Origin of the sequence: Thiosocius teredinicola (assembly GCF_002009425.1) — a bacterium.
In the GTDB taxonomy this organism is placed as follows: domain Bacteria; phylum Pseudomonadota; class Gammaproteobacteria; order Chromatiales; family Chromatiaceae; genus Thiosocius; species Thiosocius teredinicola.
This window is the reverse complement of the sequence record NZ_CP019936.1, coordinates 473,518-485,229: the sequence shown is the minus strand read 5'-3', so window position 1 is coordinate 485,229 and position 11,712 is coordinate 473,518. Positions and strand designations below refer to the sequence as shown.

At 56.3% G+C, this 11,712-nt stretch carries 15 protein-coding genes; 14 read left to right on the top strand and 1 reads right to left on the bottom strand.

Annotated features, from left to right (window positions below; all coding sequences use genetic code 11):
• Positions 1-4 precede the first annotated feature (4 nt).
• The 13 genes from B1781_RS23075 to B1781_RS02185 all read left to right on the top strand — a co-directional run bounded on the left by B1781_RS23075 (position 5) and on the right by B1781_RS02185 (position 8,757).
• Positions 5-328, top strand: a complete 324-nt coding sequence (locus tag B1781_RS23075; protein ID WP_164513219.1) for a hypothetical protein — start codon at positions 5-7, stop codon at positions 326-328.
• A 42-nt stretch (positions 329-370) separates the two neighbouring features.
• Complete coding sequence (locus B1781_RS02240) at positions 371-643, top strand: hypothetical protein (protein WP_078118120.1); 273 nt, start codon at positions 371-373, stop codon at positions 641-643.
• A 486-nt stretch (positions 644-1,129) separates the two neighbouring features.
• Complete coding sequence (locus B1781_RS02235; RefSeq protein WP_078118123.1) at positions 1,130-1,402, top strand: hypothetical protein; 273 nt, start codon at positions 1,130-1,132, stop codon at positions 1,400-1,402.
• Positions 1,403-2,059: 657 nt separating this feature from the next.
• A complete protein-coding gene (locus tag B1781_RS02230) occupies positions 2,060-2,332 on the top strand; it encodes a hypothetical protein (RefSeq protein WP_078118122.1) in 273 nt (90 codons plus the stop codon).
• A gap of 510 nt (positions 2,333-2,842) precedes the next feature.
• Entirely contained in the window at positions 2,843-3,115 is a 273-nt protein-coding gene (locus tag B1781_RS02225; RefSeq protein WP_078118121.1) for a hypothetical protein, read from the top strand.
• 404 nt (positions 3,116-3,519) lie between these two features.
• A complete protein-coding gene (locus B1781_RS02220; protein ID WP_078118120.1) occupies positions 3,520-3,792 on the top strand; it encodes a hypothetical protein in 273 nt (90 codons plus the stop codon).
• Positions 3,793-4,237: 445 nt separating this feature from the next.
• Positions 4,238-4,510 carry a hypothetical protein gene (locus tag B1781_RS02215; RefSeq protein WP_078118119.1) on the top strand — a complete coding sequence of 91 codons (273 nt, stop codon included), beginning with the start codon at positions 4,238-4,240 and terminating at the stop codon, positions 4,508-4,510.
• A 359-nt stretch (positions 4,511-4,869) separates the two neighbouring features.
• Positions 4,870-5,142, top strand: a complete 273-nt coding sequence (locus B1781_RS02210; protein WP_078118118.1) for a hypothetical protein — start codon at positions 4,870-4,872, stop codon at positions 5,140-5,142.
• 544 nt (positions 5,143-5,686) lie between these two features.
• Positions 5,687-5,959, top strand: a complete 273-nt coding sequence (locus tag B1781_RS02205; protein WP_078118117.1) for a hypothetical protein — start codon at positions 5,687-5,689, stop codon at positions 5,957-5,959.
• Positions 5,960-6,638: 679 nt separating this feature from the next.
• Positions 6,639-7,076 (top strand): DUF7716 domain-containing protein, encoded by a 438-nt coding sequence (locus tag B1781_RS02200; protein ID WP_125931831.1) that lies wholly within the window; start codon positions 6,639-6,641, stop codon positions 7,074-7,076.
• Between the two features lie 46 nt (positions 7,077-7,122).
• On the top strand, positions 7,123-7,269 hold the full coding sequence (locus B1781_RS23525; protein ID WP_408646327.1) for a GH-E family nuclease: 147 nt from the start codon (positions 7,123-7,125) through the stop codon (positions 7,267-7,269).
• A 5-nt stretch (positions 7,270-7,274) separates the two neighbouring features.
• Complete coding sequence (locus B1781_RS02190) at positions 7,275-7,769, top strand: ankyrin repeat domain-containing protein (RefSeq protein ID WP_078118114.1); 495 nt, start codon at positions 7,275-7,277, stop codon at positions 7,767-7,769.
• 193 nt (positions 7,770-7,962) lie between these two features.
• Entirely contained in the window at positions 7,963-8,757 is a 795-nt protein-coding gene (locus B1781_RS02185; protein WP_078118113.1) for a hypothetical protein, read from the top strand.
• 218 nt (positions 8,758-8,975) lie between these two features.
• On the opposite strand, the gene B1781_RS02180 is transcribed toward B1781_RS02185, so the two are convergent.
• A complete protein-coding gene (locus B1781_RS02180; RefSeq protein WP_078118112.1) occupies positions 8,976-9,830 on the bottom strand; it encodes a DUF1266 domain-containing protein in 855 nt (284 codons plus the stop codon).
• Positions 9,831-10,255: 425 nt separating this feature from the next.
• On the opposite strand from B1781_RS02180, the gene B1781_RS02175 reads away from it, so the two are divergent.
• Positions 10,256-11,320 (top strand): DUF1266 domain-containing protein, encoded by a 1,065-nt coding sequence (locus tag B1781_RS02175; protein ID WP_078118111.1) that lies wholly within the window; start codon positions 10,256-10,258, stop codon positions 11,318-11,320.
• Positions 11,321-11,712: the final 392 nt, after the last annotated feature.

The window sequence follows — 11,712 nt, the reverse complement described above, 5'->3', positions numbered from 1 at the left end:
CTGCATGCACGCTAACGAGAATCTATTTCCGATTTGCGGCGCGGGCGTGAAGGCTTCGTTGCAGAAGCATGAACGCGGTCGACGGCCAACAATCCGGAATCCCCATATCCGGCGGTTTGTTTCTGCAATGCAGACAAGCATTCGAATTTCGTCTTGCCAGCAAGCACTTCCATCAGGCGCCGCACAACACTCTGGCTTGTGGCGCGATTCCGCGAAGTCAATTTTTATCTTTATTTTTCAGTATTTTATTTGTCAATTCCAGGTGCAGGCGGTCGACTTGGCACGCCGTTCGCTATATCTCCTGCAAGCGCAACGACGCGAAGCTTGATAACCCGGAACCACTGAAAGAACACATTTTTGGAGAGAGACCATGACCGCACTGAACATCGAAAACCTGGCCCTGAACGCTGATCTCGACAAAGCCGCTATGAGCGCTGTTGTCGGTGGTGGCCGCGTCGCCTACGAATTCCTCGGCTCGACCGTCGGTTCGATGTCGGCTTGGAGCTACACCGGTCGTTCGACCCGTCGCTTCCTCGGCAACGTGTACCTGAGCGGCAAAGGCTGGACCCGTAAGTACCGTACCTCGTACCAGTACAAGCGCGTTCAGTACAAACTGAACCACTTCAACGAGTTCTACCAGTAAGAACTCCACCACCGGCACCTCGGTGCCGGCTGGTAACCACAAAACGGGACCTTCGGGTCCCGTTTTTTTTGTTTGTCGCGCAGAATGCCCGCGATTCACACCGCCAGCTCTACGCGTTCGACCAGACCCTGACCGAGTCCAATCGTTGAAAAGCATCGTCGCGCGACCTCTTTCAAGCCGGTGTATGCGGGGTGATTCGACATCGCCCGAGCCAGCGCTGCGTGACTGCCTAATCTGAGCGGATCTACCCAACATTCCACTCAGAATCGTTTTCTCAGGTCAGACATACATTACATCCTGCGATGTGCGCCTCCCCGCCCGCACTTGATGAAAAAATTTAATTTTCATTTGGGAACAGTATGTTACAAGTTTCTCGATCAGTTTTCGCCAAACCTGGCACGCCGCTCGCTATATCTCCTGCAAGCGCAACGACGCGAAGCTTGATAACCCGAAACCATTGAAAGAACACATTTTTGGAGAGAGACCATGACCGCACTGAACATCGAAAACCTGGCCCTGAACGCTGATCTCGACAAAGCCGCTATGAGCGCTGTTGTCGGTGGTGGCCGCGTCGCCTACGAATTCCTCGGCTCGACCGTCGGTTCGATGTCGGCTTGGAGCTACACCGGCCGTTCGACTCGTCGCTTCATCGGCAACGTATACCTGAGCGGCAAAGGCTGGACCCGTAAGTACCGTACCTCGTACCAGTACAAGCGCGTTCAGTACAAACTGAACCACTTCAACGAGTTCTACCAGTAAGAACTCCACCACCGGCACCTCGGTGCCGGTCGGTAACCAAAGAACGGGACCTTCAGGTCCCGTTTTTTGTGCCCGAATGGCCACATACGGTCTGCGCCCGGCAAACGGGCGCGTGCTTACCCGCCTGCGGCCGGCAGTCTCACCGCACGAGTTCGGCGACGCAGACAAGCGCGCGGACAGCAACGCGCCGGCTATTCGCATAGTGGTAAACGCACACGCGCTCAACTCGCTCTGGCGACTAAGCGCCCTCCTTCGAGCCCAAGGCCGCTCCCGAAGAGAATCAGCACGCCCGGCGCCACGCACCCGGACCACGGGCCGGAGCCCGGTCGAGCACGCCATGCTTCCACCAATCACTCACCCAGGCGGCGCCCGACAATGCAATGCGGCAGGCGACACCTACACGTGAGAGGCAAGGCGCTACCCAACAGTTGCTAATTATTCGTTCCTCTACCACAAACTACTAAGCAGTAGCGGCTCCTCATGATTTCGGGATGGCAGTCCCGACTAGAGATTATTTATTTTTTAAAAACAATAATTTGCAATTTATCTGCACAGCAAAAATCAGAACTGGCACGCCGCTCGCTATATCTCCAACAAGCGCAACGACGCGAAGCTTGATAACCCGAAACCACTGAAAGAACATTTTGGAGAGAGACCATGACCGCACTGAACATTGGAAACCTGGCCCTGAACGCTGATCTCGACAAAGCCGCTATGAGCGCCGTTGTCGGTGGTGGCCGCGTTGCTTGGGAATTCCTCGGCTCGACCGTCGGCTCGATGTCGGCCTGGAGCTACACCGGTCGCTCGACCCGTCGCTTCATCGGCAACGTGTACCTGAGCGGCAAAGGCTGGACCCGCAAGTACCGCACCTCGTACCAGTACAAGCGTGAGCAGTACAAGCACAACCACTACAACGAGTTCTACCAGTAAGAACTCCACCGCCGGCACCTCGCTGCCGGTCGGTAACCACGAAACGGGACCTTCGGGTCCCGTTTTTTGTACGACCACTCGTCGGCTCGCATAACACCCCCCTATCTGGTCCGGCACGCAAGCCAAGGGACGCGACCCTTTGCCGCGCATCACTCGTTACGGCGCGAAGTTTGGTCCCCCACAGACGCCCTCATCGCAGACGCGCGATAGTTGGCGGCTACGCAACCGGGTTGGCAATGCCAACAGCGATACGCCGCCAAGCAACAAAAAAACGAACCGACACTACTCGCTCGCAAGTCAGCACCGCGCGGACATTTAGACAGCTGCAGGAACAGCTGCGAACCAGCTATTCATTTGCCAAGAGCTGCGAAGGCACCCTGAAAACAGGGGGTTATGGAATTATCGCTCCATTTGATAACCCGGCTGGCACGCCGCTCGCAATGTCAGATTGGAGCGTGAACAACGCCAAGCAGGACCACTTAAACCATCAAACGGATATTGGAGAAACCCATGACCACATTGACCATCGAAAACCTGGAGCGACATCGTTGCTTCGACAACAGCGCGCTACGCGCGATCATCGGCGCCGGCCTCGTCTGCCGGCGGTTCGTCGGATCGACAATCACCGCCTGGACACCCTGGCGCTATACCGGCCGTGTAACACGCCGCTTCTTGGGCAACGTCTACCTGAGCGGCAAGGGTTGGGCACGCAAGTATCGCGCTTCGTACCAGTACATGCGCTGCCAGTTCAAATACAACCACTACGACGACTTCTACCAATAAAGCCTGACCGATGCCCGGCTGAGTTTGGGCATTCACGAAATGGGGCCTTAGCGCCCCATTTTTCTGGCACCCGCGGTCACACCCATGATACGTGCCGTAAACGCCCGCGCCGGACCCGCCCATAGAAACCTGGTCTCAGGCGACTCAGCAGGCTACAAGTCTAATTCCAACACTAAGTAGTATTTCGTCTCTTCTTAACCAACTTAATACCGGGGGACAGCGCACTCGCTATCCGCGGACAGCATCTGCTGGGAAACTTTTTTTACCTATAAAAACATACTGTTATGGACTTTTTCATTCGCCAAGGGAGAACCTGGCACGCCGCTCGCTTTATCCCCTACAAGCGCAACGACGCGAAGCTTGATAACCCGAACTACTGAAGAACACATTTTTGGAGAGAGACCATGACTGCACTGAACATCGAAAACCTGGCCCTGAACGCTGATCTCGACAAAGCCGCTATGAGCGCTGTTGTCGGTGGTGGCCGCGTCGCCTACGAATTCCTCGGCTCGACCGTCGGTTCGATGTCGGCTTGGAGCTACACCGGTCGTTCGACCCGCCGTTTCCTCGGCAACGTGTACCTGAGCGGCAAAGGCTGGACCCGTAAGTACCGTACCTCGTACCAGTACAAGCGCGTTCAGTACAAACTGAACCACTTCAACGAGTTCTACCAGTAAGAACTCCACCACCGGCACCTCGGTGCCGGTCGGTAACCAAAGAACGGGACCTTCGGGTCCCGTTTTTTGTGTGCGCCAGCCACCCCCTTCGAATTGAGCATGACCTGCACGCCCCGTCCGTCCATCACGCAGCGCCAATCCTATGAACGCCGACGGACGCGAGCACACCGCCCCTTTTCGCTCGCCGGCAAGGCGTATGGATAAGCAGACAAAATTCCCAGATAGGTCTTTCCAAAGCCAACAGCTATCGCATCCACCGCGATACCTGCGACCACACAGCGAAAGCCTTCAGCACATTTTTATTTCTTTATAAACAGTAAGTTAAAGCGTTTCGACTGCCGCTTTTCCGAAACCTGGCACGCCGCTCGCTATATCCCAGACAAGCGCCAACAACGCTGAGCAGCAACCTTTAAACGACACAGACAACGACTTTTTGGAGAGACCCATGACTGCACTGACCATTGACAACCTGGCCCTGAACAAAGAAATCGACAATGCCGCTATGAGCGCCGTGATCGGCGGTGGCCGCGTCGCCTGGGAATTCCTCGGCTCGACCGTCGGCTCGATCTCCGCATGGAGCTACACCGGCCGTTCCACCCGTCGCTTCCTCGGCAACGTGTACCTGAGCGGCAAGGGCTGGACGCGTAAGTACCGCACTTCGTACCAGTACAAGCGTGTTCAGTACAAACTGAACCACTACAACGAGTTCTACCAGTAAGAACTCCACCGCCGGCACCCTGGTGCCGGTCGGTAACCAAAGAACGGGACCTTCGGGTCCCGTTTTTTGTGCCCGGCATATCCGTCGTAGCCGATCGGCCAAAGCTACGCGTGAGCCACGCGGCACTCCCGCTGCAGAGACATCGCCCACCAACGCGCCTTTTCGGATACCGCTTGCAACGGTCGCTCACACCCTGCGCCATGCCGAAGCCATCTTCCTCGTTAAGAGCAGGACACTGTTGAAGCCTTCCACGCAACAAGCAAAACGGGCGTGAGGTCACTCGCTATACTCTACAAAGCGCAGCATCACGAATTTTGAGTTTGCGATATCATCCAAACAGATTGACTTGGAGAGAAAGCATGGCCGGATTGACCATCGATAACCTGGAACTGGATAAGAACCTGGATAAGGCCGCCATGAGCGCCATTGTCGGTGGTGGCCGTGTTGGCTGGGAATTCCTCGGCTCGAGCGTCGGTTCGATGTCGGCCTGGAGCTACACCGGTCGTTCGACCCGTCGTTTCATCGGCAACGTGTACCTGAGCGGCAAGGGTTGGACCCGCAAGTACCGCACCTCGTACCAGTACAAGCGCCAGCAGTACAAGTACAACCACTACAACGAGTTCTTCAAGTAAGCAGCCCGCCGTCGGCACATCAGTACCGACCGGTAATCCAAAGAACGGGACTTTGCGGTCCCGTTTTTGTGCCCACACCGCGGCCCGATACCTGGCCTTCAGCCGACAACTAAGACACCTCCTCACGAGCTACCCGTATTGCGAACCTCCATGCGCCACGTGTCGTTGCTGCAGCCAGGCACGGCAACAACCCATCGCGGATCCGAGCACAAAAGCCGGGAAAGACGCACTTAGCAGGCCCACTTACCCACCACTTGATGACGCGAACCGGCTGCCAGACCGAACACGGCCAAATGGAAACATGAACCAACACCCCGGCATTTTCTGTCTCTGTAAAGCGAACGTTTTCTAACCAAGATCTCTCGACGCCATGTGCCGATAAATGTTGCCGAAGAAATATTCATTCGAACAAACAACAACTTAGGAAAGATTTGCAGGCGCATCACCAAACCTGGCACGCCGCTCGCTATATCTCCTACAAGCGCAACGACGCGAAGCTTGATAACCCGGAACCACTGAAAGAACACATTTTTGGAGAGAGACCATGACCGCACTGAACATCGAAAACCTGGCCCTGAACGCTGATCTCGACAAAGCCGCTATGAGCGCTGTTGTCGGTGGTGGCCGCGTCGCCTACGAATTCCTCGGCTCGACCGTCGGTTCGATGTCGGCTTGGAGCTACACCGGTCGTTCGACCCGTCGCTTCATCGGCAACGTGTACCTGAGCGGCAAAGGCTGGACCCGTAAGTACAAGACCTCGTACCAGTACAAGCGCGTTCAGTACAAACTGAACCACTTCAACGAGTTCTACCAGTAAGCACTCTACCGCCGGCACCTCGGTGCCGGTCGGTTACCAAAAACGGGACCTTCGGGTCCCGTTTTTTGTTTGGGCGACGCATGCCCGCCAGCCATCCAAAGAAGCCATTACGCCCGCTAGCGGTTGGACTTACGATGTCGGGCTGTTCGCGCCGCCGCTTCTTTTGCTCTAGATTTCATCTTGGAACGACACGATTCGAAAGGAGGTCAGCGGGATGCTTGCTGCTCTCAGGGCCATTTGAGAATTTCAGGTCGAAAACCAGGACGGCGAAATCGTTGACCTGTGATCACGCGCCGTCTCGACCTTCGGGGCGAGACCGAGGCGCTTGAGCGACGAACGACAACGCGGGCGGCGCGACCACCTGCAAGATCCGCTTCCAGGGCCAGTGGGAGGCGAGGAGAGCGGCCTCCACTACAACCGCTTCCGCTACCACGACCCCGAGGCCGGCCAATGCCTCGGCCCCGACCCGGTAGGGCTGGCAGGGAGCACAAGACCATAGGGGTATACGGCCAATTCCAACGGCTGGGTCGCCCCCTTAGGGCTGGCGGGGTGTCCGCAAGGCTTGCGTTCCGGAGAAGGCGACATCGGCACCTACGGCGACTTCATTCGCAGTGGCTCACCTGGGGATAACATCACGTCTCACCACATGCCGTCTGATGAGTTGATGAACCGTCATTGAGTGAGCAAAAATACTGGACTATCTGGCCTCTCTGATCACACGCGGCATGGTGACCTGAACGCCCCGGTTCCGGCGCCCCTTGCATCCGATCCGGAGCGGTCCAACGGAGAATGGGGCATGTCGGATGATTTGATGGATTTGCGGACTGTTTTGGAGAATGCCACCAGCTTGACTTGGTCCGACGCGCTCTTCATGCCACCCGACCGTCCCCGGTCGCTTGACACGCCCTGCATCGTGCATGATACCGACGACATTGAAGACGATGATCTGGATCTGCCCAATGTCGCCATTTCGCATGCGTTCAACTACGTCATTGGCATCCAGACAGTGCAGAGTATTGTTGAGAACGCCCAGCTACAGAAGGCCGATGCCTCGATCGACGATCTGTTCAATGCGTTCGAATACTACCTAAGCCACGACGCGTTCATTACTTTCTGATACCTGCGTCTGAACGGTCGGACCAGGCCTTTGGGACAAGCCTGAGGTGCCGGAACGCCGCGAACTCCACCGTCGCTACATGGACGGAGAGATCACGAAGCGGCAGTTTCTCGAGGAAATTCGGAACCCGGGCAACTACCATCCCGAAGATCCGCCCGCTAACAGGAGTCACGAATTCATGGAGGACTGGTGAGCGAAATGAAGCCCAACATAAACGAACTGCTAACCAACATCGCCTATGGCGACCGCGAGGAAATCGTCGCAACCTTCGACGGAATGGATTGCAGCTTTACGGACGCCAAGGGACAGAACGTGCTGTTCCCGGCCATCGCCAAGAAGCGCGGTCTGACGGCATTCTTCCTCGATCGCGGCGCGGGGATGGATCAGCAGAACATCGACGGCAACACGCCGCTGCACCTGGCCGCGGCCAACATGGACATCGACTCCGCTCGCGTGCTTCTGGAGCGTGGGGCGGACGTCACGCTTGAAAACAAGCACGGCAACCAGGTGCTCTGGGCCGCGTTGATGGAGGCGATCAAGGTGGTGAACCTCCCCCAGGGGTACGAGCTTCTAGAGATGCTTCTTGCCCATGGAGCGGAACGGGATCACCGCAACCATGCCGACATGACGCCCCGCTTCTTCGTCGAAAGCAACGTGCGCGACGCGCGAATCCGCGCTATGTTCCTTACCTGAACGTCTTGGCCTCTGGCGCGAGACCGAGGCGGTCGATCCGCGTCATCTGGCTCCGGCAAACATCCGGGATGTGCATACACAGCTGCACAGTGTGGCCACGTCCAATCCGGGAAACATCTATGCTGGACCTATCGCACCCTAGCATGTGTACTGATCCCCTAACGGTCTACTCCACTTCCTCCCTGGCAACCGCATGAGCGTGACCCATCTGTTCGAAGCTCTCGGCCATAGCGCGATCGCGGGTCTGATCGAAGACGACATCACCGGCCTTTTCCCCACTTTCGTCGCGCCGGCTGAGTGGTACGGCTACCCGCCTGCGCTCATTCCGGCAATGAGCGACGGCTCCCTGCCGTGCTATATCGGTCTGTGGCGTAACTGGTTCGGGGAACGGGCAGACAGCTTTGTCGAGATGAGTGTTTCGCGCGACCATATCGTGCATGAAATCGCACGCAGCGACCGTCAGTTGATCGATTTGCTATGCGCCCGTCTGATCGTGCTGCACGACGGTATAACGGACGAGATCAGGGCCTTTGCTGCACGACATGAGGCCACGGATCTGGATCAGATCGACGAAGCGACGCTCGACACGGGCGATGCGCCAAGCGGACTCGCCGGGCTATCGTCCTTTGCCGGCTCCCTGCCGCTGGAATCGACGGATGCCGCAACCTATGACGGGGCATTCCCAGTCCCCGGCCGGACCTTGCCGCCTACAGCCCTCGCATTCGAATTCGATCCTGAAACCTTCGGAGATGTACCCACGGTTCCCGGCTGGCTCGACCAGAACACGGACAAAACGGCGGCTTTCCGTGAGTGTCTGAGCCAAGGCGACATGCCCGGCGCATGGCGGTATCTCAATGCGAGAGGCTGGTCGTTCCGCGAAGCTGCCGAGGCGCTATCAGCAATGGCCGAAGCTTCGACGGACCCCAATTTCATCGAGATGAGTGCGCTATGGATCGCCCATGCCAAAGCGACAGATGGCGGATACTGACTGGGCGGCAAGGATTATTCCTAGCGAAGCCCCCTTCCCCGAATTTGCGAATTCCTCGCAACAGCGAAACCGGCAAAAGGATTAGCTGATTTCCAACCTAGCCCGCAACACTAAGTTGCAAACAGCTACGGGCTGAATTCCGAAATCTCGATGATCCGTAAACAAATTTTAGATTGCCGACAACGAGCGGACGGCTCTGAAAATTCGAACTTATAGCGTCAGCCACGTTGGGCCACAGGCGACGAACTACCGGATGCAAGCCAACCTTCAACATTCCATGGGCTTGCCGAGGCTGTGAGCCAGTAGTTCGCAATCTCTTGCATATTGTTGAAGTTAGGGTCGTCAACTCCCCCCCATATTCCGCGACCCAGCACGAAACTACGCGCGAATTCGTTCCAGGAAGCGAAGTGTTGCGTACAGATACTCGCTGCTTTCTCGATCAAAGGCCGGGCTTCTTCTTCTGACAGATAGCCTGCGCCTACCGCTACTCGTGTCACCGTAACGGCGCGCCCCAGATCGAATCCGTATGTCGTCAGCTCACCAGCCGCATTGGCTTCGAGGTAACCTGCATTGCGGAATGTGGCCTGTCCATTCACAAAATTGTCCACGAACTCATTGATTTCCGCGACGCCTTGAGGCCCGTGATCTCCAGACAAATATTCGCGTAGCTGATGTTCATCCATCACTGTTGACTGCTGCAAAATCTCATCAAACAGATACACGTGCGTACCGTCGAGCAGCGCCTGGATCTGCATCATCGCTTCCGACGGACCGTTAACATTCCACGCGCCACGTAACCAATCCTGCATTTCCGCTTTGGGCTTGCAGGGATCTATGACATTAACAGGAAACAGGTTTGACTCGCTGAGGATGGCGCCAACACTCAGTTGTCTCGTTAGGTTGCGATTATGCTTGTGTGGGATTCGGCTAAACCAACCCAACTCGTCGGCATCAGCGCGCTTTAGTGCTGCGCGCGCTCGTCGGATATCCCACCAACGAGACCCAGCAAAAATCACTGCGCCGACTGTCAAGCCGGCGATAATTTTAATAATGGTATCCAGCGTATCTGTCATGAGATTCTTCAAATGCTCGACGAGAAGTAGACAGGGACCGCCCCGATTATCCCAGGGTTTATCACCCAAGCATTACGCGACGCCTATCACGAATTGATCGGCTGATTTTGCGACCAACCCGATTCGTACTCATCATTTTGGAGGTCTGTTTACGCACATCTTCACGAACACGCATCGTAGTATTGTAAGCGGACGTGGTTCAATCCAGTTCGACAAGACAGGCGGACCAGTCGTAAGGCCGGCTTGTTGAACGATAGCTTCCCGCTTGGGTAAGCAAGTATCACCACGGGTTTCGTGCGAGTCGAACGTTTGAACGATCCCTGAAGCCAGTGCATATTCTTTGTTTGCTTTGCGTCATCCAACTAATCTCCTGAGTATAAAATGCGCCGTCATGCGCAAGATTTTCAAGAGCGTCCGGAAATAGCATGTTGCAAAACCACCCTGGCGAGACTCATTTTCCCGTTCGCCCGCTTGGGCTGCTCGCAGCCTTCGAATACCTACCGCGCGCTCAAGAACTCGGCGGGCGCGTACTCGTTGCAGCAGCGATCGTTCTTGTGGCTTCAGGCCTTGTACTATTTGGCATTCTCTCCGATGCTCCCGAGCCACCCGCCTGGGGGCTACCCACAGTAGCCACATTCGGCGGCACAGCGATTGTGTGCTTGCTGGGAGTCTATTTGCTAGCCCATCGTGCGGCTTCGGCACCAGCACGAGAACAGCAGACCTATTATTCGCTTGGCAACGTTCCCTACCCGTTGGACGATGAGAAGAGGGCAGCCTTACAACTCGACGGTGTAAACGCAGAACGGAGTTGGGCAGAGACGCTCGAGTTTTGGCCATCTGCGGCGCGCTTTGAGCGCGACGCTCCCGTGTTTCGCACCTTCAAATTAGCGACACGTGAGGAAATGAAACTTGGCCTTGAAAATGACTGGCGTATTTTATCTACGATGGCATATCGCTCGACTGTCGATCAACTGCGTGCAGGTGTGCACTCGCGACAGTTCATCGAAACGGCTTTTGGTCCGGAAGGAGACGCGATGTTGAATCGGGTCGCAAATCTCACCGAGCTGCCGTTAGCGACCGTCGAGACAACGCTTAAAGCAGCTGGTGACCGGCCGGCCCAGTTGATATGGGCATGGGATCTATGGCGCATTATCCCACTTTCACGCAAGGCCTTCATGGCTGGACTAATCACTGAGGAAGAGGCTTGGCGCGAAATGTTAAAGGCAAGCAGTGCGGTACATGCACTGTTCGATGATCTACACGCTTATCATGAAAACCAGCGGATAGGCCACGCGTTCTGGGCGAACAACTTTGCTGCCGCTCAGGCACGGCGTAAACAACTTGATGCGTTCGAAAAGAATGAACTCCAAAGACCCATTTGTGAGCTCGGGTGGATAAAGCACCCGGCAGATACGCTGCACACGCTGATCACACCAGTGTCTAATGCTGACTACGTAGATGCGATCGACGATAGCCGCCTGCTGCACTGATACTTTGGGTCGAACTACTGTCGTCGCAACATAACCCGACGTCACCTGGCATCACGCCATGGTGACCCGCCTGCTGCTCGATTCAGTCGCCCCATACTCACTACGCGCCTCGCGGTAAGGGCCCAAAGGATCGGCACCGATGGTGCCTCTCACATAATCAAGATAGGCAGGACTCTGCACCGCCAATAGCTTCCCTCGGGTCCGTTCCAAGCGTTCGCTCATGCACACAGTCTCGGCAACCGACGCATAGTGTTCCAGATGCAGGAGCTCCTCCAGGCTGTGGATATGCCGCTTCCATAAGGCCACGTTGCGCTGCTCTTTGATCTCTAGCCCGAACATTTCACCAGTATTCGGAGAGCCGGCGCGTTTCGCAGCCGTTGGGGCGCCGGCTT

Coding starts and splice junctions, on each gene's coding strand:
- B1781_RS23075 (WP_164513219.1), top strand. CDS start 5: ATGCACGCTAACGAGAATCTATTTCCGATTTGCGGCGCGGGCGTGAAG.
- B1781_RS02240 (WP_078118120.1), top strand. CDS start 371: ATGACCGCACTGAACATCGAAAACCTGGCCCTGAACGCTGATCTCGAC.
- B1781_RS02235 (WP_078118123.1), top strand. CDS start 1,130: ATGACCGCACTGAACATCGAAAACCTGGCCCTGAACGCTGATCTCGAC.
- B1781_RS02230 (WP_078118122.1), top strand. CDS start 2,060: ATGACCGCACTGAACATTGGAAACCTGGCCCTGAACGCTGATCTCGAC.
- B1781_RS02225 (WP_078118121.1), top strand. CDS start 2,843: ATGACCACATTGACCATCGAAAACCTGGAGCGACATCGTTGCTTCGAC.
- B1781_RS02220 (WP_078118120.1), top strand. CDS start 3,520: ATGACTGCACTGAACATCGAAAACCTGGCCCTGAACGCTGATCTCGAC.
- B1781_RS02215 (WP_078118119.1), top strand. CDS start 4,238: ATGACTGCACTGACCATTGACAACCTGGCCCTGAACAAAGAAATCGAC.
- B1781_RS02210 (WP_078118118.1), top strand. CDS start 4,870: ATGGCCGGATTGACCATCGATAACCTGGAACTGGATAAGAACCTGGAT.
- B1781_RS02205 (WP_078118117.1), top strand. CDS start 5,687: ATGACCGCACTGAACATCGAAAACCTGGCCCTGAACGCTGATCTCGAC.
- B1781_RS02190 (WP_078118114.1), top strand. CDS start 7,275: ATGAAGCCCAACATAAACGAACTGCTAACCAACATCGCCTATGGCGAC.
- B1781_RS02185 (WP_078118113.1), top strand. CDS start 7,963: ATGAGCGTGACCCATCTGTTCGAAGCTCTCGGCCATAGCGCGATCGCG.
- B1781_RS02180 (WP_078118112.1), bottom strand. CDS start 9,830: ATGACAGATACGCTGGATACCATTATTAAAATTATCGCCGGCTTGACA.
- B1781_RS02175 (WP_078118111.1), top strand. CDS start 10,256: ATGTTGCAAAACCACCCTGGCGAGACTCATTTTCCCGTTCGCCCGCTT.